Annotated in this window: 23 protein-coding genes; 15 read left to right on the forward strand and 8 right to left on the reverse strand. The window is 48.0% G+C overall.

The genetic code is table 11. The features are described 5' to 3' along the window. Positions 1-335 precede the first annotated feature (335 nt). Entirely contained in the window at positions 336-578 is a 243-nt protein-coding gene (locus OXH00_08040; GenBank protein MCY3740956.1) for a hypothetical protein, read from the reverse strand. Between the two features lie 59 nt (positions 579-637). On the opposite strand from OXH00_08040, the gene OXH00_08045 reads away from it, so the two are divergent. The 4 genes from OXH00_08045 (at position 638) to OXH00_08060 (ending at position 3,633) form a co-directional block, all read left to right on the forward strand. Further along, positions 638-1,141: an ankyrin repeat domain-containing protein gene (locus tag OXH00_08045; protein MCY3740957.1), complete on the forward strand. Its 504-nt coding sequence runs from the start codon at positions 638-640 to the stop codon at positions 1,139-1,141. Positions 1,142-1,213: 72 nt separating this feature from the next. Further along, positions 1,214-1,702, forward strand: a complete 489-nt coding sequence (locus OXH00_08050) for a GNAT family N-acetyltransferase (GenBank protein MCY3740958.1) — start codon at positions 1,214-1,216, stop codon at positions 1,700-1,702. Positions 1,703-1,818: 116 nt separating this feature from the next. Beyond that, a complete protein-coding gene (gene trpD, locus OXH00_08055; GenBank protein MCY3740959.1) occupies positions 1,819-2,835 on the forward strand; it encodes an anthranilate phosphoribosyltransferase in 1,017 nt (338 codons plus the stop codon). Between the two features lie 3 nt (positions 2,836-2,838). After that, entirely contained in the window at positions 2,839-3,633 is a 795-nt protein-coding gene (locus OXH00_08060) for a methyltransferase domain-containing protein (protein MCY3740960.1), read from the forward strand. A gap of 30 nt (positions 3,634-3,663) precedes the next feature. Here the strand turns inward: OXH00_08060 and OXH00_08065 are convergent, their stop codons facing one another. Further along, positions 3,664-5,790, reverse strand: a complete 2,127-nt coding sequence (locus OXH00_08065; protein ID MCY3740961.1) for a hypothetical protein — start codon at positions 5,788-5,790, stop codon at positions 3,664-3,666. 255 nt (positions 5,791-6,045) lie between these two features. Between OXH00_08065 and OXH00_08070 the strand changes: the two genes are divergently transcribed. The 5 genes from OXH00_08070 to OXH00_08090 all read left to right on the forward strand — a co-directional run bounded on the left by OXH00_08070 (position 6,046) and on the right by OXH00_08090 (position 10,852). Next, positions 6,046-6,999: a hypothetical protein gene (locus OXH00_08070; protein ID MCY3740962.1), complete on the forward strand. Its 954-nt coding sequence runs from the start codon at positions 6,046-6,048 to the stop codon at positions 6,997-6,999. Positions 7,000-7,091: 92 nt separating this feature from the next. Further along, positions 7,092-7,685, forward strand: a complete 594-nt coding sequence (locus OXH00_08075; protein ID MCY3740963.1) for a DUF123 domain-containing protein — start codon at positions 7,092-7,094, stop codon at positions 7,683-7,685. 65 nt (positions 7,686-7,750) lie between these two features. Then, the gene (locus tag OXH00_08080; GenBank protein MCY3740964.1) at positions 7,751-8,863 is read left to right on the forward strand and encodes an aminopeptidase; all 1,113 of its coding nucleotides are present in this window, start codon (positions 7,751-7,753) and stop codon (positions 8,861-8,863) included. Continuing rightward, positions 8,860-9,345 (forward strand): hypothetical protein, encoded by a 486-nt coding sequence (locus OXH00_08085; protein MCY3740965.1) that lies wholly within the window; start codon positions 8,860-8,862, stop codon positions 9,343-9,345. Before OXH00_08080 ends, OXH00_08085 begins: the two co-directional genes overlap by 4 nt. Before the next feature lie 70 nt (positions 9,346-9,415). After that, on the forward strand, positions 9,416-10,852 hold the full coding sequence (locus OXH00_08090; protein ID MCY3740966.1) for a sulfatase-like hydrolase/transferase: 1,437 nt from the start codon (positions 9,416-9,418) through the stop codon (positions 10,850-10,852). Between the two features lie 64 nt (positions 10,853-10,916). Here the strand turns inward: OXH00_08090 and OXH00_08095 are convergent, their stop codons facing one another. Both OXH00_08095 and OXH00_08100 read right to left on the reverse strand, forming a co-directional pair. Next, positions 10,917-11,903 (reverse strand): hypothetical protein, encoded by a 987-nt coding sequence (locus OXH00_08095; GenBank protein MCY3740967.1) that lies wholly within the window; start codon positions 11,901-11,903, stop codon positions 10,917-10,919. Between the two features lie 90 nt (positions 11,904-11,993). Next, positions 11,994-13,010, reverse strand: a complete 1,017-nt coding sequence (locus tag OXH00_08100) for a hypothetical protein (protein MCY3740968.1) — start codon at positions 13,008-13,010, stop codon at positions 11,994-11,996. Positions 13,011-13,201: 191 nt separating this feature from the next. On the opposite strand from OXH00_08100, the gene OXH00_08105 reads away from it, so the two are divergent. From OXH00_08105 to OXH00_08130, 6 genes are all read left to right on the forward strand, one after another. After that, positions 13,202-15,388 carry a hypothetical protein gene (locus OXH00_08105; protein MCY3740969.1) on the forward strand — a complete coding sequence of 729 codons (2,187 nt, stop codon included), beginning with the start codon at positions 13,202-13,204 and terminating at the stop codon, positions 15,386-15,388. 166 nt (positions 15,389-15,554) lie between these two features. After that, positions 15,555-16,640 (forward strand): YCF48-related protein, encoded by a 1,086-nt coding sequence (locus OXH00_08110; GenBank protein MCY3740970.1) that lies wholly within the window; start codon positions 15,555-15,557, stop codon positions 16,638-16,640. Between the two features lie 149 nt (positions 16,641-16,789). After that, positions 16,790-18,001: a Gfo/Idh/MocA family oxidoreductase gene (locus OXH00_08115; protein ID MCY3740971.1), complete on the forward strand. Its 1,212-nt coding sequence runs from the start codon at positions 16,790-16,792 to the stop codon at positions 17,999-18,001. 84 nt (positions 18,002-18,085) lie between these two features. Continuing rightward, positions 18,086-18,844, forward strand: coding sequence for a LamG domain-containing protein (locus tag OXH00_08120; protein ID MCY3740972.1), 759 nt, complete (start codon positions 18,086-18,088; stop codon positions 18,842-18,844). A 74-nt stretch (positions 18,845-18,918) separates the two neighbouring features. Further along, positions 18,919-19,680 carry a LamG domain-containing protein gene (locus OXH00_08125; protein MCY3740973.1) on the forward strand — a complete coding sequence of 254 codons (762 nt, stop codon included), beginning with the start codon at positions 18,919-18,921 and terminating at the stop codon, positions 19,678-19,680. Positions 19,681-19,698: 18 nt separating this feature from the next. After that, complete coding sequence (locus tag OXH00_08130; protein ID MCY3740974.1) at positions 19,699-20,550, forward strand: phytanoyl-CoA dioxygenase family protein; 852 nt, start codon at positions 19,699-19,701, stop codon at positions 20,548-20,550. A gap of 86 nt (positions 20,551-20,636) precedes the next feature. On the opposite strand, the gene OXH00_08135 is transcribed toward OXH00_08130, so the two are convergent. From OXH00_08135 to OXH00_08150, 4 genes are read right to left on the reverse strand one after another with little or no spacing between them, the layout of a single operon-like run. Continuing rightward, entirely contained in the window at positions 20,637-21,116 is a 480-nt protein-coding gene (locus OXH00_08135; GenBank protein MCY3740975.1) for a GNAT family N-acetyltransferase, read from the reverse strand. 41 nt (positions 21,117-21,157) lie between these two features. Next, positions 21,158-21,394, reverse strand: a complete 237-nt coding sequence (locus OXH00_08140; GenBank protein ID MCY3740976.1) for a hypothetical protein — start codon at positions 21,392-21,394, stop codon at positions 21,158-21,160. A 42-nt stretch (positions 21,395-21,436) separates the two neighbouring features. Further along, positions 21,437-22,165: a type II toxin-antitoxin system VapC family toxin gene (locus tag OXH00_08145; GenBank protein MCY3740977.1), complete on the reverse strand. Its 729-nt coding sequence runs from the start codon at positions 22,163-22,165 to the stop codon at positions 21,437-21,439. A 15-nt stretch (positions 22,166-22,180) separates the two neighbouring features. Next, positions 22,181-23,245, reverse strand: a complete 1,065-nt coding sequence (locus OXH00_08150; GenBank protein ID MCY3740978.1) for a sialidase family protein — start codon at positions 23,243-23,245, stop codon at positions 22,181-22,183. Between the last annotated feature and the right edge of the window lie 123 nt (positions 23,246-23,368).

Consider the following 23,368-nt stretch of genomic DNA (forward strand, 5'->3'; position numbering starts at 1 on the left):
CGGGTGCCTGCACGAGCAAGTGTGTCCAGCGTCGGTGTTTGGATGGCTGGATGCCTGACAGGAAGTGCGTGAACGCCAGGACATCTGCTCCGGACTCACCCAGCACCTAGCAGTACGGTCCCCCAGAGGACGCTCCAAGAAGCTGTCCTCCACACGGTCGAGCTCTCCATAGATACGCGATACCTGACCCTTTGAGATGCTATCGCTCTCCAGGGCTTGACCAGACCGTCCACTCCACGCAGGTCTGCTGCACCGCCGCCAACAGTGCCTTCTCGTTCAGGCGTAGCAATTTCGGCTTGCAAAGAAGACCAAAATCCTCTGCGTTGCATGGTTAGTCAGGAAGCAAATAGGGACACTGCGTTGTCTTTCCAGAGTTCGATGTCACTCTGCCTCTCCGAATAGTAGCTCGTTTCGCGACGGTAACCATCGTCTACCTCGCCACGATAGGACAGCCAGTTAAAACTCCCCCACGCGCAGAAGATTTCGTCGCATATTACGTATTTTTCGTGGGTCTCGGCACGCATGGTCTCCAACTGACCCTTGAAGGCTGCAGGTATTTTCTTTCTTAACTCTGACAACGCTTCGTTCGCCTGCTGCCGGTTGCGGGAGTAAATATCTAATAGACTGTGGTGCTGATTTGGCAGCGCATGACGGTTACGCGATTCACTATGCTGGAGAAGTACCAGACAATAAGGAAGTCGTGTCATTACTCATTGCGTATGGAGGCTTGGATGCACATGCCAAGCCATCGAGCGAAACGGCGCGTCAGTTTATATACGCCGTTTTCTTAGCCAATGTACAACGAGTCAACGCAATGCTCCGTGACGAGCCAATGTTAGTGCAGGAGCGTTACGCCCGTGGTGATACAGCCTTGCACCATGCTGCGCGAAACGGTGACCAAGAAATTGTAGAACAGTTGGTCGGCAGTGGGGCGGATATCAATGTAACATCAGATCACGCGCATTTTCCCCTGTACTGCGCAGCCGGTCATGGACATGTAGAAACGACGCGGTATCTTGTAGAACATGGCGCGGATTTGCAAGCCAGACTTACGGATGGCAAAACAGTCGTTGAGTGGCTAAAACAATATGCCGATCATGATCGTCGCTTGAAATCTTGTCTTGATGTCTTGGAGAAATGATGTCTCAAATGCTGCACAACGATTGTATCGTATCACTGTTTCTACAAAGCCTTCAAAACAAGGAAAACCCTAATGAAAGTCCAGATCGCTACACGCGCTGATGTTCCGAGTTGGCTTGAATTGGCATTGGAGGTCGAATTTCTCTTCGGACCGATGGTTGACCAGCCTGATTTTCAGAACGCCCTACGCAAAAACATAGATCGAGGAAGTGCATATTGTGTTCGGGAACAAGATCGATCTGCTGGAGCACCGTTGATGGGAGGTTTGTTTCTGTCCTTCAGACAGCCTGAGTATCATATTCGTTGGCTGTCCGTGGCAGAGCAATGGCGTCGCAGGGGTATCGGCACAGTTCTCTTAGAACATGTATTTGATTTGATCAAACCACCTGCTGAGTTATTCGTTACAACATTCGGCGAGGATAATCTGGAAGGTCAGCCAGCGCGTCGATTTTACAAGAAGATGGGTTTTGAACCTTTTGCAAAGGCATCTCCAGGACCTGAAGGAGGATCCAGAGAAATCTTTCAAAAATCCTTTCTGTCAGATCCTGTTTGTTCTATTTGAGTCAATTGCCTGTTTATTGGATTCAGTTTCCAGTAATATCTACGCCAAAATCGGTTATGTGCCTGTTGGTGATGCATTGGCATTTGATTTCCTAACTTCAGCGCGGAAGGAAAATCGTGATCTCAGAATACATTGACAAAGTCAAAGTCGGTGGATCTCTACAAGTCAGTGAAGCCGAGCAATGTTTGAATACAATACTCGAAAAAGATGTACCGGACAAACAGATAGCAGAACTGCTTATAGCACTCTCTGAAAAAGGCGAAACTGCTGATGAGATTCTTGGGTTTTCAAGGGCATTGTTGGCGAAGTCGAGACCCGTTCCTCTGACTTCCAACGCCATTGATTCATGCGGCACGGGGGGTAGCGGTTTGGATCGGTTCAATGTATCCACCACCGCTGCATTTGTTCTGTCTGCTGGTGGCGTTCCAGTTATCAAACATGGCAATAAAGGTTCAAAGCGACCGAATGGAAGTTTTGATTTGCTGGAAAAACTTGGCTGTGAATTCGATTTTGAAGATAACCGATTAGCGGACATTTTCACCAAAACGAAAGTCTGTTTTCTCTTTGCTCGTACATATCATCCGGTGATGAAAGAGGTTGTAGCTGCCAGACAAATGGCAAATAGGAGAACCATTTTTAATCTCAGTGCACCGCTATGTAACCCCGCAAATCCGCAATATCAAATCCTCGGGACGATTGATGTAGGTATGGGCAGACAGTTGGCAGAAGTACTCCGCCAACTTGGGCGGAAACGGTTCTTAATTGTTGTTGGTGAACCTGGAATTGACGAGGTTTCAATTTCTGGAGCCACGCATATATTTGAACTCACTGACGGTGTTGTCAAAGAATATAACATTAAACCTTCGGACTTCGGGATTACTGAACGAGACTACAGCACCATTCCAGGCGGTGATAACGACGAGAATGCGGAAATCTTCCTATCTCTTTTACAAAACCAAGCACCCGAATCAGTCTTGGATCTGGTCTGTCTGAATGCGGGTGCAGCCTTCTACTGTTTTGGACGGACGGACTCGATCGGGGAAGGTTTTGATCTGAGCAAAAGCCTCTTCAGCAAAGGTTTCGTTCAAGAGAAGTTTCTTGAATATAAGCGTTTATCCGATGGAATGGATTGAAACATGGAAATCACAAGACCGCGACAATACTGGGACGATTACGCATCACGATTCAAAAACCGAAGCTTAGCAGAAACATACGAACTCCGACCTCCGTATCCAGATGAAACCTATGAGATACTTCTAAATTTGCTCGGAGAACCTCGCGGGAGAGTTCTGGATGTCGGATGTGGTCCAGGAAAGATTGCACGGGTACTCGTGGATCATGTAGAAGGCGTTGATGCGGTTGACTTCTCACAGGAAATGATCCGAGTAGGAAAGTCCCTCATCAACGGCTATCACCCAAACCTCCGATGGATCGTTGGACCTATCGAGGAGGTGCAGCTGTCCCCGCCCTACGATATGGTAACGGCTGGTGCCAGTATCCATTGGATGGAGTGGAATGTGGTTTTTCCAAGATTCAAGGAGGTGCTGACGACGGATGGGTATCTCGTAATCATTGATGGGGATCGTCCTATTGAATCACCTTGGCATGACGCAGAACTTTCACTAATCCATAAGTATTCCACTAATAGACATCATGAGCAGATCGATCTGATTCAAGAACTTGTGAATAGGGGGCATCTGGAATTGGTTGGAGATAAACGGACGACACCGGTGAGTTTCTCACAATCGCTTACAGACTATGTTCAGTCTTTTCATTCAAGGGAAAGTATGTCCAAAGAGCACATGGGAGAGGAAAACGTCAAAGCATTTGACACCGAACTGTCGCATATCTTGTCTGACTTTGTTGATGATGAAGGTTTCCTCAGTTTCCAGTTAGAAGCGAGGGTTACTTGGGGAAGACCACTGACATAAAACGTAAAGACTAAACATTCCACCGAATCATTATTCATCGGTTTCTTCAGGAAGACGAAAGTTCGGTCCGCCATCGGTTGATTGAATACTAAAGCCACTCCACCCCCACCTTTTGTATTTTCCTTTTCCACGGGTATATATCACCTGCGTTAGGTGTTCATCTGTAATCGTGATACTGTAACGCCTCTCAATCGTCTCATTTCCAACAGGAATCTGTAATCGTTGAATCTGCTTCTCACCGCCCGCAATCAGGTTTATCTCTAACGGCTCAGATTCGCTTGCACTGAAATAGCATGTCACTTCGTATACGCCGTTCGGAAGTGCCACTCGGAAAACGCCATCTGCTGTCCCCCAAATGCTATCCTCGTAGGGGTGTGGAACTTCAGACTCGTTTTCAAAGACCTCCCGTTCTGACTCCGTCAACCAACCGTATTGCCCATCGGTGTAAACCGTATCCACATATACGCCGATGTGTTCCGGTGCCGTCTGTCCATCATCCGGTTGCAAATCAAAGGCAACGGTGGTTCCACCACCCCACATTTCGGTATCCGGTGCTGCGCGTTTGCGGCGATAGAGGCGGTTATAGTCGTTGGAATCAAGGAGTTCATACTCTTCCTCCAAGCCAGCAACATCGCCATACTCCGTCCGCCAAATGATGGCATAATCAGCAGGCAATTCTTTTGCCGTGTATTGTTCTGTTTCCTTGTATTGCAGTGGAAAATGATCCGTATTTGCCTCGTAGTTATTGAGGTAACCGATCCCCTTATGCGTTGCCAATAGACACTCAATGTGCCCAAACGGTTCAACGTATTTCGGTTGAAAACCGAGCGAATCTGAAAAACCGCCCCACTCTCCCGGTGTGCTCATGAGGATCGTATCCTTTTCATCCATACCTTCTAATGAGAGCGCGTTGGCAATATCCCGATTCAGTAGGGTGTATGTGTGAACATTATAGCCAAGATGCCATAAGGATAGGACGATGATGATCCCCGCAACTCCATAGTTTATGTAGCGATGCCCGTTGACGGCGAAAAACGGGAGCAACACAAGGAATATGTACAGATGAAACCGGTCGTTTATCCAACCGCCGCTGTAACCCGACCATGGGGCTATGAAATACATCGCAGTGATGAGGACTGCCATGATCAAAAACCCATCCATTTGCGTCACAACGCGTGTCCAGACCCGTTCGCCAGTCTCTTTCCATTCCTCTGATTCGCGGAATTGATAATAATGCCGGATTCTATCGATAACTGTGAGGACAAAGGCGATAGCAAAAAAGACCAGTAACACACGTCCGATTAGTATGTGATCGTCTCGGAAGGATACAAGAGATTTCATACCGAAGAAATAGTCGTTTAGCCATTCAAAACCTTTATGGTTACCATCACCCCCGTGAGCGTTGATAAGGTAGAAATAGTAGGAGAACAAGATAAAGTAAGCAGGTATGAGACTCCCTATGAAAGTCAGGGCAGGTTTAAGTTTTGTCAGCCCCTCCTTGAAACGCTCTGCCAGTGGCTGTGATGTCTCCTTATAACCCCACATCCCGCGCAGGGCATCGTACGCCGCCCCGTAAAGAGAAAAGAACGTCAGCGACATGATCAGTAACGCATAAGAGTGGTAGTGCGTGAGGTAGGTCACCAACAGCAATATGTATATGACCACGATGTTTGTCAATCCGAGTTTATCTTTCACCCTCCACCAGTAGCCGAGTGTGAAGAAAAACAGAGACATGCTCAGGACAAAGTTGTAGAACCCCATGTGGAGTAGGTAGTTGTAGGCGAAGAGAAACCCAAGCAGCCCGAAGACCGTATTTCTCTTTTCGACACCGTTGAGGAAATACAAGAGTGAGAGCGGTAGGAGACTGATGCAGAGGGTAAGTACGATCTTTTCGCAAACGAGCGGTGGAAAGATGTATAACAATAGTAGCAGAAGCGCGTGGGAGGTCCAGTTCGGAAAGACAGTCGCATTCAGGTCGTAGACTTCGCGTAACCGGTAGTTTTCGTGGTTGTGATATTCTTTCACAACGTAAGCGTTATAGATATGACTTGCCCCGTCCTGGGTCGGGAAGTACTTGAAACCCCAAACCGGCAGAAGATGTAGTACTAACATCACAGTAACCGTGACATATCCGATAGATAATCGACCTATTTTCATTCTTGTAATTTTCCTTGCGGTTCGTTGAGGTAGGTATGGCAATAAAGTGCCGTTCCGTTTATTCAGCTCGCCGAAGTTGGGCTTAAGTGCGCTTGCTGTCGTAGGCGCGAGTGTTTTTGCTTGGGTGTTTTCCCACGCTCGCGATTCCGATGGGTAGTTTCCTCTTTTGCAATTCTAATAGATTTTCGTTTTTGTTTCAATACCCAAATTCTAAAAAAGTTGACATTCATCAACAAATAGGGGTATAATCTGGATATGGAAGATGTCTTAAACCAACGCCTTGAAGAATTACCGCACAATCGATACGATATTGTCAGCAAACATATCTTTGGAACGTTCACCGAAGATTTATTGCGGACCCTGACCAAAATACCAGGGCTGAAGTTCCTTGAGCAACTTGAGACTGAACTTCCCACCGTTGAGATACGCCGTATGGACGTTTTGGCGAAGACGCTTATTGAAGCGCAAGAAGTCTTAGTACATATTGAGTTCCAAGTTAGCAGGGAGACGAGGGCAGAGATACTCCAACGCAAGGTTGGCTATTTCGGGCGATGCTTTGAAAGATACGGGTTGCCGATTTTGTCTTACATCATCTATTTGAGTCCCGATGCGGGTCAGAATGACCCGGGCGGGTATAACCAAACGTTTCCGGGACACAAGATTGAGATAGAGTATCAAGCGATCCGCCTCAGTGAACTTGAGGGTCAGTCGATTTTTGAGATGGATCAGATTTCTCTGATGGCATTTGCTCCGTTGATGCGGCCGCGGGCAGGGGTATCAGCGGTTGAATGGGTTGAGGAATGTCATCAAATCACACGGGCACTGTCGTTGGAGCCAGAACTTCAGAAGGATTTATTACTATGGCAATGGGTTTTGAGTGGTTTAATCGTTGACCCTGCCGACATCCAACATCTAATGGAGGGACCTATGTTAGAATCATCGACTTACCAGTATATTCTACAACAAGGTATCGAACAAGGTATCGAACAGGGTATCGAACAAGGTATCGAACAAGGCAAAAAACAGTACGCAGTTGAAGCAATACTCACAGTGTTAGATGTCCGATTTGAAACGGAGGTCGCAGAAAAGTTAAAGCCTTTTCTGGGTGCCATTGACGATCTACAACGTCTGGATCAGTTACACCGTGTTGCCGCGCAAGCATCAAGCATTGATGAGTTTACGCATGCCCTCTTGAACCTTGAAGATTGAATGTGCCTTGTAGCGGAGTCTTCCTGTTACTGAAAAATATGAAGATGAACATGTCCCGGAGTTGAAAGAAATATAGTTTATAGGTTGGATTGATGGAAATTCCGAGCATCCATATCATCGGCGATGATTCACAGGCAGGAACATACATCTTGGGAATCCGCCTTAAAGAGAACACCACATTACAATTCGGACGGTTCAAGAAAGGCAAACGGATTTCATTGCCCGTTGGTGATTATGTTTATGTCGGTTCCGCGCTATCAGAAAAAGGCGAGACTTCGTTGGCACGACGGCTCATTCGGCACGCAACGCGGAGCGGTGATAAACCGCCACATGCTATCCGAGAAAAAATGGTAAACCAATTCCATGGTTGTGGCTTGGGACCGCCTGACCCATTCCCAAAAAACGGAAAAAAATTGTTCTGGAACGTTGACTTTCTGTTGGATTTACAATTAACTGAAATTGTCAATGTCATCGCAATTCGTTCGCCTGAACGCTTGGAATATACACTTGCAGAATTACTGGAACGCGACACAGACACACAGATAATTGAAAAAGGTTTAGGCGCGAATGATGCACCCCGCAACACCCATCTACTGCGTGTTCCCACAGATGAAACGTGGTGGACATCGCTCGCTGATAGTATACAAGAAAATTTTGTATATCAAGCGGACAACGTTGAAAGTTGAAACTTTTCACAAAATTCGATTTTGGATTTTTACATATTCTAACAACAATTGCTTTTGAGGTAAATATGCACGACCCACGACTTGATGAACTCGCAAACGTTCTCACGACCCATTCCACCAAAGTCCAACCCGGCGAATTTGTACTCATCGAAGGCATTGATATTCCACAAGAGATGGTTATTGCCCTCATTCGCGCCGTGCGGAAAGCGGGTGGGATTCCACTTGTTGAACTCAAGCAAAACCGTATCCAACGTGAGATCATTCTTGGCGGAGACGATGCTGGCATAAAATTGATGGGTGAATACGAAATATATCGTATGAGAAAGGTACAGGCGTATATAGGGATTCGTGGGAGCCATAATATCACGGAGATGTCGGATGTCCCGTCAGAGGCAATACAACGCTATCAAAAATATTGGCTCCGGCCCCTTAATGATATCCGTGTACCCCAGACAAAATGGGTTGTGCTACGATGGCCCCACCCCGCAATGGCACAGCAGGCGAAGATGAGCACGGAGGCGTTTGAGGATTACTACTTTGACGTTTGCACGCTCGACTACAGTCGAATGGAACGCGCCATGGCACCCCTCAAGGTTCTAATGGAGGAAACGGATGAAGTCCATATTGTCGGGGAGGGTACCGATTTACGGTTCAGTATTAAGGACATCCCTGTTATTCCTTGTGCGGGTGAATATAATATACCTGACGGAGAATGCTTCACCTCTCCTGTCCGCGATTCTGTCAACGGAACGATCCATTTTAATACACCCACAATCTATCAGGGGACAACCTTTACGGATATTCGACTCCGTTTTGAAAAGGGTAAAATCGTTGAAGCAACGGCGAATAGTACCGAAAGGCTGAACGCCATCCTTGATACGGACGAAGGCGCACGTTATATCGGCGAGTTTGCTATTGCCTTCAACCCGTACATCACAAATCCGATGCTCGATATTCTGTTCGATGAGAAGATCGCAGGCTCTTTTCATTTCACACCCGGTCAGGCTTATGAGGAAGCAGACAACGGGAATCGATCCGCTGTCCATTGGGATATGGTGATGATTCAGGCACCGGAACACGGTGGTGGGGAAATGTCCTTTGACGGAAACCTGATTCGGAAAGACGGACGATTTGTCCATCCAGCACTGGAAGCATTAAACCCGGAGAATTTAAAATGAGCAGAGCACAACATCGGGTACATGGCGATCCACAACGGTTTGAAGTTGTCGCAGATTTCGTTGCTGCGCACTATCGCAATACGATCCATAGTGTCGCTGATGTCGCTGGTGGAAAGGGGATATTGACGCGACTTCTCACGAAAAAGAAAAATTTCGCATGCGAACTCATTGACCCGCGCCGCACAGTGCTCAAAGGCATAGAGCATCGTCCTGAACAATTTGAACCCGGAATGGCTGATTATTATGATCTGTTGGTTGGACTCCATCCCGATGGCGCATTACGTCAATTGGGAGAAGCAGCACTCGTTCGGCCCGCCGTGATAATCCCGTGCTGCAACTTCTGGGATGCGCAGCGTCGCGGGCAATATGAGTTGTTGACGGCAATAGAAGATTTTTATCGGCGGCATTCAGTCCACTTTGAGCGTATTGAACTCGACTTCAAAGGCCCCAAAAATATTGCTATTGTATCCGAACCCACCTGAACCTTGAAGCACGTGCTGACTCCAATACTCTGATAACTACAATTCGCTTTAGAAAAAAGGAATAATAATCATGGCACAATCTCCTAATATTCTCTTTCTTCTTACCGACCAACAACGTTTCGATTCACTCGGTTGCAACGGTGCGCCAATTTGCCGAACACCTGCTGTTGACGAGATCGCTGCGACAGGTATGCGGTTCACAAACGCCTATACGCCTATAGCACTCTGCTCTCCTGCGCGCGGTTCACTGCTCACCGGACTCTATCCGCATAACCACGGGCAGCTGTCGAACATGGGGAATTTCAACGGCGTATTTGCAAACCAGATTCTCGACAAACCCGCATATCCAAAACTTCTAACAGAAACAGGTTATCGCGTAAGTTGCATAGGTAAATGGCATCTCGCCAAGCAAGGCGACACGGAGTTCTGGGGCTATGACAAATGGCATCCTTATAATGAGTGGCATCAGTGGCTCCGTGACGACGGCATTGACTTCCGAATTGATAGAGACGCTGTCCAACCCTTTGAATGGGGTGGTGAGGCACCTTTCTATGGCAGACTTCCGCTCCCTGTTGAACGGACGATGGAAGCGTGGACAGCTGATAAAGCAATTGAATTAATCGATGGTTATTCGGATTCTGAGCAACCCTTTATGATTGCTGCGAACTTCTTCGGACCTCATTTCCCGTACGCCGTGCCAGCACCTTATGATACGATGTACGATCCGGACACCGTTGAACGGTGGGGCAACTTTGATGAACAGTTCATCAACAAACCCCTCATCCAGCAGAAGGAGATGCTCCGATGGAACGCCAGCCACCTCACCTGGCCCGATTGGCAGAAGGTTATCGCTGCGTATTGGGGATTCTGTACCTTCATTGACGATCAGGTGCGACGAATTCTCGACTGCCTTGAAGCCAGTGGTATGGCGGAAAATACCGTCGTCGTCTTTTCAACTGACCACGGGGATATGCTCGGCAGCCATCGGCTTTTCAATAAAGGTTTTCACATGTACGAGGAGACGCACCACATTCCGCTCGTGATCCGTTGGCCCGGCGCAACATCACCCGGCACAACGTGTGATGAATTTGTGAATCTTGTAGATCTCATGCCCACGTTTTTGGAACTCGGTGGTGCAGAAACCCCTGATAATCTTGATGGTAGATCAATTGTTCCACTTTTGAGAGGTGAAACGGTAGCGGACTGGCCCGATGATGTGTTCGCCGAATTTCACGGGTACGAGCCGACACTTGCTACTGTCAGGATGGTGCGGACGGATTCATGGAAGTACGTCTACAATCCGTACAGCGAGGATGAACTCTACGACATGAAGAGCGATCCGCACGAACTCCATAACTTAGCGAACCAACTCGGTTACAAGCATGTGCTCCGTCGAATGAAGGCGCGTATGGTCGATCGTTTACGTGAGACAAAGGACAACATCGTCACGGACGGCGGATGGCAGAGCAATTCCTTTGACCTGCTCATTTCAGGGCGGGAGCGGTAGTTCTTAAATACGTTTGTGGTTTGTAATTGGGAAGCGCAGCTGCTTAGGGGGTTTGCCGGAAAGATTATTGCCGTTTCACGTGTCCCCACGTCGTCGTTAGGAAATTCGGCTGTGGTGAAACCGGCAATGCAAACGCAGGATCGAACCAATCCCCTACAAAATTTATGAAGTGAGGATTGCTCAGCTGCACTGGCTCGCCGCCATTCAACGTAACTTTGAAGATTTGCTGCATATCATTCTTATCCAATTGACTATAAATCAGCGCGTCTCCCCCTGGAGACCACTCCGGTGCTACGGCTCGCTTCCCTTCTTCAATAATTTGTTGAAGTCCTGTGCCATCGCGATTGACAATATAGATCGTCTCCAGTTTAAACTCTTCTACATTAAACTCAACACGGTTGTACCAAGCAAATGTCAGCCTATCGCCCTCTGGAGACCATGCAGGATGCCGAACCCACGCGGGCCCCTTCTGTGGGAAGAAGAACTTGTGTTTACGCGTTCGCATATCTAACATACTAATCCGCTTGGGGTCTCTGGGTGTCCCTTCAATAAAGACTATCTCCGTGCCCTCTGGAGACCATACGGGTTGACTGCCAAGTGCGATACGCTCCTCTTTTTTACCATCTATTGGCGCAATATAGATATAAAACTTCCCCTGCTCCCAACGGGTATAAGCAATCTGTTCGCCATCCGGCGACCATGTTGGAATGGTCCTTACCGCCTCCTTCTTGAACACGCGTCGCACATTAGAGCCATCGGCATCCATCAGATAGAGATCCCAGTCTCCTGGTGCACCGTCTCGGTCAGAATTAAAAAGAATGTATTCGCCGCTCGGAGACCATTTCGGACCACTATCCCTTGCGAGATGGTTGGTGAGCCGCTCCTCCCCGCTGCCATCCGGATTCATCAGATAGATGTCCAGATTCCGATCACGCCACGATGAGAACGCTATCTTCGCAGTCGTCGGAGCCTCTGCCGACACCTCATAAACACTTATGTCTAACCCAACTACACTTAGCAGAAAAAATAGGAGAAAACACTTACATCTCATGTATACCTCCTTACAAGAAAATTATAATTCGGAGTGTTGCCCGTCAATCTAACGACAAACCTTCGGAAGCATTATATTCGCAAACAGCAGTTACTTCGTTTTTATTTTTACCCATTGTGTTGTTAACAATTGGGGTTGCGGTGCAACTGGCAATGCGAACGCTGGATCAAACCAGTCCCCCGAACTATTTGCTTGAAAAAAATCTCCAAATACCTTTGGTATAAAAGTATCTGTGAGTTGTTCCGAAACATCGCTGCCCAATGTTATTTTGTAGATTTGCAAACGATTGTTCTTATCGGCCTTGTCATAAAGAAGCGTATCTCCTTGAGGTGACCAAACCGGCGAAGTCTCTCTCGGGGCAGCCTCACTCGTAATTCGTTTAAGCCCGGTACCGTCGCTATTTAGCGTATAGATCGTTTCCATGTCAACGTTTTTCTGTTCCGCTTCCTGATTCCAAGAAAAAGCCAGTTTATCCGCTGTTAAAGACCACGTTAAATCGCCGTTTATCCATGAAGGTTTTGCCTCGGGTGGAAAAAGCACTTTCTGTTTTTTTGTGCGCACGTTAAGTATATTGATTTGCACCCGCTTGTTCTCAAATCCAGAGAGAAAGGCTATCTCAGTACCATCGGGAGACCACGTCGGGCTACTTCCGATTGCCACGCGTTCTTCTTTTTTCCCATCTATTGTTCCAATATAAACATACGTTCCTCTGGGTTCTCGTCTTCTGTAAGCAATCTGTTTCCCGTCTGGAGACCAGACCGCGCTGGATCTATCTCTCGACTTGCCGAACACTCGACGCACGTTTTTGCCATCAGCATCCATTAGATACAAGTCCCAGCTTCGCTGAAACCGATCGCGATCGGAGGCGAAAAGAATTTGTTCACCCGTCGGTGACCAAGTCGGACTGACATCATCGGCACGGTGATGGGTGAGTCTCATCTGCCCACTTCCATCCGGGTTCATGATATAAATTTCGCGATTATTATCACGAGACGACCTAAACACAATTTTCGCAGTGACAGGGGCTTTGGCAAAAACAGAAGAAATGCTCACACACAACAAGGCTGCGCTTGCTACGAAAAGTAGGAAGGAACTCTTATGTTTCATGAAAGATCTCCCAAAAAAATGGCGGCTATATTCGTAAAAAAAGCGGGAACTTGGGTTAATTATACGGAAATTGTGGAGAAAATCAACTATCTTTTTCTCCACAAAGGATTCTGAATTCTCTTTTTTTCAAAAAAAAATATAAAGATGTGATAGAATGTTTATAAATCTTTAATCCTGCAAGGAGGGTGTTGATGATTATCAGGATTGACGAAAGTTATCGGCATAAACGGGATCGTACCGAGCAACAGCTCTTCGCTGTTGTTGAGCAAAATACGCCGGATTCTATCAAAACACCCCTTTTTCCACAAGATGAATCAGAGGCGTTCACATTCCATCTCGATAAGGCGTTAATTGAGCGTTTGAACCTTTGGGAATGGTTTCGCAATTATGCGAAGGAAGCACAAGTCTCGACGGCTGGCATCCGCGGTCCACAAAATATCCTATACCCGTGGGATACCCGATTTCCGATTAACCAGATCGGAATTATCTTGGCAACACTCGGAAAAAGTCTTGTCGCTAAGGAGTCCGCAGATGGAAGGTTAGTTGAGAAACTTGCAGGATGCGAGGTGCGTTACAACTCACAGAAATATGTCGAATACCTCGCTCGGATCCAAGCCGCACAAGGGATTCGTACGTATGTCCCGAAAGGGTTCGGTACACTGCCTATCTGGATGGCATCGTTTCTGATTTTCATGCTTGATCTTGATGGTGGTGAGCATGTTACATCAAGCCACTCTGTTAGCACGAAGAACGCGACCAAAGATCTCAACAATCAAGGCAGTCAATACCTACCCGAAGAATCCATGCGGTTCGTCAACAAGATTGAAGAAATTCTTAAAACTGCTGAAGCAGACGGATACCCAATTCGGTTCAGTGCGGTCACCAACGAACATATAGATTTTGAAAGACTGGATGAACTCCACGACGGCGTGCAGCTTTATGTCGGTTACCTCAAAGGCGGTGTCGCTACAGATGCGAATCTCAAACTCATTCGCGAGGTAAAACCCCCGATTGTCGTCGATTGTGTCGGCGGGTGTATGTATCGTCCGATGCGTGCTATCTTTGAGCGATTAGGCATTGCTAATTCTGTCCGTTGGCTCCACGTTGAGGCGGATCCGCTCTATCACAACATTGGGAAACTTGATCAGAATCCGAAGACAGGTGCGGCTGAATTTTACGACCTCGGATGTGATTTTAGTATCCTTGATGTCGTCAAATCCACGGATTATGCGACGAAACTTAAATCACAACCCGTCGGTACCATTATTGAAGCAACCGATCCAGATGGCGATCGGCTTATCGTCTGTGAAATAGAGGATACGTCGCGAGCAGAAACACTCGAACGCCTCGGTGTCGATTTTCTCGATCTTGGTGATAACCGGCTTTTGACGATTTACACGCCGAATCAAGCATTTCTTATGTTGATGGATTTCTACGCCAAGCAACTCAAAACCGACGGACTCTGGGAGCATCATCCGCGGTTCATGATTAAGACAACGCCTTCGGCACTCGCTTGGGATCAGTGGGGTGCTGCGAACGATGTTAAGGTTATTAACGTACCCGTCGGTTTCAAAGAAATCGCTGCGATTATGAAAAAGATAGAACGGCAGATCGCTGATGTACCAGACGCACCGGTCGTTATCCAAGATGTCTATGGCGAGACAATTTCACTCGGTGTGCAGCCGCGACTCATCTTTGCGGGTGAAGAGAGCGGTGGCATGATTACCGGTCCTGAAGCACTTATTCAAAGTCAAGGCGGTAGAACTGCTATTGCGATGCGCGAAAAGTCGGCAGGTGAATCTATGGTGCTTGTCACCGCGCTCGCAGCGCACTGCAAACAGGCGAATATGCGTTTGTCTGATTATCTTGCTGGCGTTTTTACTGAAAGTCAAATCACTGCAACCTGCGACGTGAGAGAGGACATTACCTATTACAATGAATCTGAACCGAACCCTGAAAAACTCCGTGCAGCAAAATTGGAAGGCGAAGCGAAACGCGACAAAAACGACCTATTTTTCCTCGGCATCGCCATTGCTCTCCGCGACGAAAAAATAGATATAGAACAAGCACGTGTTGTCCTTTCAGATGCGCTGCCAACCCTTGATTTTACAGCACTTGAGGATGTCCAATTTGTTGGTGACGGGAGTTATCTCAGGTTCCGTGATAAGTTCGTTGAAGTCCGAAAATCCGGCACAGATGCGAAGACCAAAGCCTACGCCTCTGGCGGTGATAAAGAGGAGTGTCGGAAATTTGCCAAAGCCTTCGGTGAAGCAAACGGCGACTTAACCGAACTTTACATTGAGCAGATTGGTCAAAATTACTTAAGGAATGTTGAAAACAGAGCACGGCAATTTTATGACGCATTTCAGTCAGAATAGTCGTCAGTTATCGGTTAACAGTTTTCAGTTAAGAGCCTTTCATAACGAATAACTCCACCTTCGCAGTCTTCAGGAAGATGAGGATTGTTACAGAAAGCCTCTTGTCTGATAACTCTCACTACGAGGCAAACTGAAAACTGAAAACCATTAGAAAAAGGAGAATATCATGGTCAGAACAATTATCAGTCTCTTTGGGGTGTTTATTGGACTTGCACTCCTCTTTTCTTTTATTCGAGTATCCGATGCGGATTGGACCGTCCTGCGGGAAGATGATATCCTCCGTGGCGACGGTATTGAAGGTATGCTACAGGATGTCTATTTCATGGATGATCAGAACGGTTTGGTCGTTGGAGACGGTGGACTCATGTTGAAGACATCGGATGGCGGTAAAACGTGGGAGAAAGTGGAAATTGATATGCGTCCCCCGGGTGCTGGACAAAGACCCGGTGGTGGAGGCGGCGGACCTCCGGGTGGTGGCTTCGGTCGCGGCGGTCCTGCTCCCCTCTATAATATCTACTTCGTAAATGAAAACGTTGGGTATATCACAGGCGGTAGAGGCACCATCCTGAAAACTGAAGATGGTGGTAAAACCTGGGCACGGAAAATGGCGACGAGTGATACCCCTGGACGTGGCGGAAGACGAGGCGGTATTCGCGCCAATTTGATGGGTATCCAGATGATTAGTGAAACAATCGGTTTCATCGCCGGATCGGAGAATACGATTCTCAAAACAACCGATGGCGGCGAAACTTGGGTCGGCAGCTCAGAGCGAGCACGCGTCGGTGAGACGCGAAACAACCTTGAGAATATCTGGTTCGTTTCGCCTACAACTGGCTGGGTTATCGGCTCATTCGGTACACTCCTACATACCGCTGATGGCGGTGAAAATTGGGAAAAACGCGATCCAGGCTTTGATAATAACCTCTTCGGTATCCATTTCCTTGATGAAAACACAGGTTGGATTTGTGGGCAGGAGGGCTTAATCCTGCATACCGCCGATGGTGGTGCCACATGGAGTCAACAGAAAGCGGAATCCTTTGACGATCTCCACGATATTATCTTCGTTGATGCGATGGTCGGTTGGGCAGTCGGCGGTTACAACTCTATTTTACATACCACCGATGGCGGTAAAACATGGGCAGTATCGAATATACCCGGCGGCGCGACCTTCAAAGGCGTTCATGCCACAGATCAGAATCACTGTTGGACAATTAACGATTGGGGCGTCATCGCCGGATACAAAGCAGAATAGTTATCAGTTATCAGTTGTCAGTTATCAGTTAAGAGTGTTCTTGTAACAAATCACTATCTCCTGACATATTCCAAATAGGAGTTCTATTACCTGCAAACTCTTGTCCAATAGTTGACTGCCGATAACCACACGGAGAGAAAGGAAAGAGAATGTCAGAACTGAAGGGTCATAAAGTTACAATGCTCGGCACAGGGCTCATCGGTATGTTCTACACGATGACGCTCCACAACCAGCGGGGCGCAGACCGTGTCCATGCTGTCTACTCTCGGCGTGAGGAACGCGCAACCGCGTTCGCCGAAGAGTGGAACATCCCTCATGCAACAACCGATTTGGCAGAAGCCATCAACCATCCTGAGACGGATACTGTTGTCATTGGATTGCCCAACAACTTACACCTGAAAGCCGTTGAACTCGCTGCAGAGGCAGGCAAAGGTATCCTCTGCACGAAACCCCTCGGACGCACCGCCGAAGAGGCGAAAGCGATGTTAGACATCGTTGAAAACACAGGGGTGTTTGGCGGCTACCTTGAAGACTTGGTGTATCCCCCGAAAACTCTGAAAGCATTGGAATCTGTCCAAAATGGCGCGCTCGGCAAAATTCTGTGGGTGCGTTCCCGCGAGACACATCCCGGGCCCCATAGCGATTGGTTCTGGGATTTGGAGCAAGCAGGCGGTGGGGCTATCGTTGATATGGGATGCCACTGCATCGAGATCATCCGAAACTTCGTTGGAAAAAACAACAAACCGCTTGAGGTAATGTGTTGGGCGGATACCCTTGTGCATCCGATTGATGCTGAGGATCACGGCATCGCACTCATCCGATTTGAAAGCGGAGCGATGGGACAGTTTGAAGTCGGGTGGGCGTTCCGAGGTGGGATGGATTTACGCGATGAAGTCTCTGGCAGTGAAGGGACTATCTGGCTCAACCACTGGCTCCGTACAGGGTATGAGATGTTCACGGCTGTCGGGCAAGGCGGTTATGTCGCTGAAAAAGCGGAGAGCGATACCGGTTGGCTTTTCCCTGTCGGTGATGAGGTCGCAGAACTCGGTTACCGCGATATGTTCCTCGATATGTTCAACGCAATCGACGAGGGGCGCGAACCGATGGAAACCTTCTATGATGGCTACGTCGTGAACGCTATCATTGATGCCTGCTATAAATCCGCGAAATCCAAGCAGTGGGAAGCCGTTGAAATCGAAGATTGGCGGGGCACCACGGAAACCACTGATGCACAAGCAGACCAATCAGATACTGATGAACGATATGCACATCTCAAAGACGAACGGATGCCGGATGGCAGAATGAAACGCATTTTCAGAGATCGCCAGACTGGAGAGATCATTGAACGGGTAGAGGATTAAGGGCTGCTGTTAAGTTAATAGTAGGGACCCTTATAGCACAGATGCCTTCACGTTCTCTCTATATTGAATACCGGGGTAGTTCAAATGACTCGAATTCTAACAACTATTACACTCGTACTCTGTTTTGGAGCAAGTAGTTTCGCAGCGTTTGAAGAAAATACGGTGTTGCTATATCTCTTTGATGAAGAAGTAGCCAATGAAGCGATAGACCTTTCAGAGTTTGAGAATCATGGAGAGGTCACCGATGCTGAATGGACAAAAGATGGAAAACGCGGTGGGGCGTTGATCTTTGATGGCGCAAGTAGCCTTATTGAAGTGCCACACCACGACAGTCTTCACGCCGGCAGTGATGAGGTGACAATTGAGGCGTGGTTTAAACCAGCGAAATTTCCGAATGGATATCCATCGATTGCGAGAAAGGGTCTCGTCGGTGACAGCGGCTGGGGACTTGACACACCCGGTGGAAGCGTCCGTGGCTTCATCTATAACGCACCCGGCGACTTCGCTGTCGCACAAGGTGAAACAATTATGAAGTTGGACACATGGCATCATCTCGCTATGGTCTACAACGGCAGAGAGGTTCGCGTCTATCTGGACGGTGAACTGGATGGGAAAGTCGACCGCGGAGGGGACATGCACCGAAATCAGGCTTCGGTCTGGATCGGCGCACGCCAGAACAGCCACTGGCTTCATGGAACACTTGATGAACTCCGTATTCTCAATATCGCACTCACGCAAAAACAGATTCAAAAGGACATGGTGGAAGGTGTCGGACTTACTGTGGAAGTTACAGGAAAACTCACAACAACGTGGGGACGGATTAAATCTGAAGTCCGCCGTTAGCAGCTGATAGTGCATAATACATCCAGTCTTATGGAAAAATCGAGTAAAGCCTACATAAAGAGGAGGGTTTTCAAATGACTCAAATGCTGACCGTCTTTACGCTTTTGCTTTGTTTTGGACTGTGTTGTTTCGCTGCGTTTGAAGAGGAAACTGTGTTGCTATACCTCTTTGACGAAGAGACTGACGATGAAGCGACAGATCTATCTGAGTTTGAAAATCATGGAGAGATTACTGATGCCGAGTGGACAGAGGATGGAAAGATTGGTGGTGCATTGGTCTTTGACGGTGCAAGCAGCTTGATTGAAGTACCGCATCACGACAGCCTCCTTCCGGGAGGCGATGAGTTGACAATAGAAGCATGGTTCAAACCCGCTTCTTTTCCGGGCGGGCATCCAGTGATCGCGAGAAAAGGTTCCGTTGCTGAAAGTGGTTGGGGATTTGATACACCGGGTGGAAAAATCCGCGGATTCGTCTATACCGCACCCGGTGCTGCTGCTGTTGCAAACGGGACGACACCGATGGAGGTGGACACGTGGCATCATCTCGCTATGGTCTATGATGGGAAAGAAATCCGTATCTATCTCGACGGTGAATTGGACGGAGAGGTCGCACGAGAAGGAGACATCAACGAAAACGAAGCCTCAGTCTGGATAGGCAAAAAAGCGAATGAAAGCATTTGGCTTGATGGCACGCTTGATGAACTCCGTATTCTCAATGTTGCAATCTCAGAAGAACAGATTCAGGCGGATATGGAGGATGGCATCGCGTTTGCGGTGGAAGTCACGGGGAAACTCACAACGACATGGGGACGGATTAAATCTGAAATCCGCCGTTAGCGGTTGGAGGAAATGACCATGGACACAAGTTGGCTGGAATACTGTGCTACAGACGAACAACTCAAAGCGTTCAACGACGAGGGTTACCTCATTGTTGAGGACGCTATAAGCCCTGAGATGGTGGACGCATTGGAGGTAGTCGCGGATCGGCTTGATGCGGAGGAACGCGCCAAAACGGGGTTGGCACCGCACGCATTGATGTCAAAATTCCGCACCGTCATTGAGGACGACATATTGCTGGAACTGCTTGATAACAAAAAGGTTTTCCCGCTGCTCTGGGACATCCTCGGATGGAACATCCAACTTTACATCTCGCACCTCATCATGTATCCGCCAGAATCGCCTGATACACAGCGTATCCGCAAAGGCGCGCATTGGCATCAAGACGGCGGCAGACCTGTACCAGAGATGGAACGTCCACATCCCCGACTTTCGTTGAAAGTCAGTTACTGGCTGACCGACGTTACTGATCGTGACAACGGTGCGATGCGGATTGTTCCGTGTAGCCACAAACTCGACACCCGTCCACCAAACGGCGACAACGATCCGGATGGTGATCCTGAAGGCGCGATAGATCTGCTCGTCAAGCGTGGCACAGCGGTGCTCTTTGATCGACGGATGTGGCATTCACGCGGTTGGAATTTCTCGGATGTGACGCGGAAAGTTCTGTTTATGGGGTATAGTTATCGTTGGTTGCGTGGCTTGGATTACAACCTCATGCCACCAGAGATTCTTGAGAAATGCGACCCAATTCGTCGGCAACTCTTAGGTGATGGCGTGGACATCAAAGGCTGGTGGCAACCCACAGATGCAGATGTCCCGCTGAAGACATGGATCGCAGAGCATCGCGGAGAGGAATATCTGCGGTAGGCAGTGAAACTATCCAGTAGCCGGAGACATGGTGTGTACAAGTTATCAAAACGCAGCGGGCATTGGTTGTTAAAGGGTATATTTCGCTAAGTGGATGTCGGTGTTTTGTCGAGAAATAAAGAAAGTGACCATATCTCAAAGCCAAGTTCGCGATAGAAATTAAAAGTTCGCTGCCAGTCTTTGTTTGCTGAGTATGTGGTGAAACGATGAATACCGCGAGTTTCGCCTGATTGCAAGATAGCAGTTACGAGGACAGAGCCAACCCCTTGTCCACGGCTATCAGGGGTGACATATAGATCGTGCAAAACCAGATAGTTCTCACCGCGGGGGAAAATGCAAAGATGCTCCGAAGACACCTCAGCAATGGCAAATCCCACGATACGACCATCTTTACCTGTTGCGAGGATGAAATGAGGTCCAAGTCGACATAGTAGATCGTCAGCCGTGTCAGCGACAAGTCCATGGGTTGATGCTTCGGATACCCAATCTCGGTATAGGGCAGCCACTTTATCTAAATCATGCGTTGTTGCGTTCCTAAGCATGTACTTTTCCGGAACTTCTTTCATCTGAATATCCTCCGCCGGTTCTGCCGGAGTTCCCGCTGAGGTTAGTCGTCGTCATCAGATTTTTCTATCGGTAGACGCTTGGACGGATCATAGTATGAGACATATTTTACCCCATTGCGCTTGCCTTCTTCCTGTCTTGCTTTCAAATACGCATAGAGTTCACCCGGGTTTTTGAATTGTGCACTGATCTCTGCTTTAATACGATAGCATTCTTCGAGGATGGGATCGGTATAAGTTTCAGGGTCGAATTCCGGTTGCTTTTCTGGTGCTTCTTTCATCTGAGTATCCTCCATCAGTTCTACCGGGGTTCTCGCTGACGATTAGTCATCGTCTTCAGGTTTTTCTGGTGGTGTGTGTTTGGATGGATCATACGGTACATATTTGACCCCGTTCCGTTTGTCCTCTTCTTGTATTGCTTTGAAATAGGCGTAAAGTTCGTCCATGGAATTGAATTGTGCACTAATTTCTGCCTTGATACGGTAGCATTCTTCAAGGATAGGATTCGTGTAAGTTTCAGGATCGAACTCAGGCTGCTTTTCAGGAGTTTCTTTCATCTGAATATCCTCCATTAATTCTATAGGTGTGCAGAGGGTTATCGGTTGGGAGCCTGCCTCTTGACATACACTGTTAATATGTTCACGCTTGTTTTCATTCACAATATGTTTATGGTTCCATGACACCAAGTAATCAACACCGTGTCCTGTTGCAATGGCAATATGCTGGGCATCCAACTCCGAATTGCGTGGCACTGCCCCAGCATCTATCAATTTCTGCGCAAGGACATTTGCCTCTGGTAATACCTCTAATACCGTTAACTGTGATACCACTTCAAGTCTTTGCCGTGCTACTATGAGATCCCCTTGCTGGATTTCGGCGCGAACTATTGGTGAAATAACAAACTCAAATTTATCTGCATAGTCTTCCGACAACTGTCGACTTGCTCTTTGCCAAGATGCTAATATGGGATCATTACTGGGACGCGCTACTAAGTGACTAATAACCGTTGGTTCAATATAGACTCTCGGTTTTATTGTTCCATATTTTAACATGAAAAACGGCTTCTTTCAAATCGAATCTGCCCCATCCGTCAGCCACGCCAAGTCGAATTTTGCGAACGATAGCGTCTCATACGCACCATTCTCACCGCGTTCATAGAGACAACAGATATTCATGTCCGAGTCAATACAGAGATCCGAATACGCCGCGGGCCCTGCGTGTAGCACTTTGCCACTGCTCCAACTTTGACACTCGTCATAACTGATGCGGATCGTCATCTGTTCACGACTCGTGCTGGCAGGGTTGGAGAACAAAATGCGATTCTTGTCGTGCTGATTGGCATCCGTATACCGCACCATACTCGCCTGACAGATTGGTTCGATGAGGTCTTCCTCGTAACCGAATTCTGTAAATGTATCGCCGCTATCACTGCTTCGCGCATAGGCACGTCGTTTCGGTGCGACATAATTCCGGCAGTTGAAATAGAGTCTGCCATCCGCCGTTTCAACAACAACCGATTCATTGGTTCCGGGTTGTGCTTTGCCAGCCATCCGCCATGTCTCTCCGTGGTCGTCGCTGACGATCAGGTGTGAATAGCCGTATTGGGCATAGTCCCGTTCGTTTCCGAGCACATGGTCGCACGGGATTACCAATCTACCGTTTGCCATCTGAATCCCGTGGCAGGGACCGGTTGCATACCACGTCCAGTCTTCGTCTTTTGTCGTGGCTGTGATTTCTTTCGGTTCCGCCCAAGTTTCGCCATCGTTAGTGCTGGAAGTTACCCAGACTGTCCGTGGTGCTTCACCCGCAACAATTTTCCCTTCCGCGCCGTCAGCAAGATTTTTGCAGAAAAGGAGCCAGATGGTGCCTGAATCGCGATCGACCACCGGTGCAGGGTTACCGTCCGTATCGGTGCCTGTGGAGACAGCGATTTGCATCGGTTGCCAACTCTCGCCGTTGTCAAAACTCCGTTTCAGAACAATATCGATATCCCCGGAGTCTCCACCGCCGCTCCGTCTCCCTTCACAGAACGCCAGCAGCGTTCCCACATTTGATCGGACAAGCGCAGGTATTCGGAACGTGTGGTATCCTTCCGTCCCTGCCGTGAAAAGTGGACGCTCTGTTTTGTACATGCTTACAGACTCCCTTGGATAAGGACGGATGTTAACTAACAACCGTCCCGCGGTGCTTATTATACCAAATCTAAGAATACATTCGCATTTCAGAGATTTTGAAACTCACAGGAACTTGAATAT

It is taken from the genome of Candidatus Poribacteria bacterium, assembly GCA_026706025.1.
Classification (GTDB): Bacteria; Poribacteria; WGA-4E; order WGA-4E; family WGA-3G; genus WGA-3G.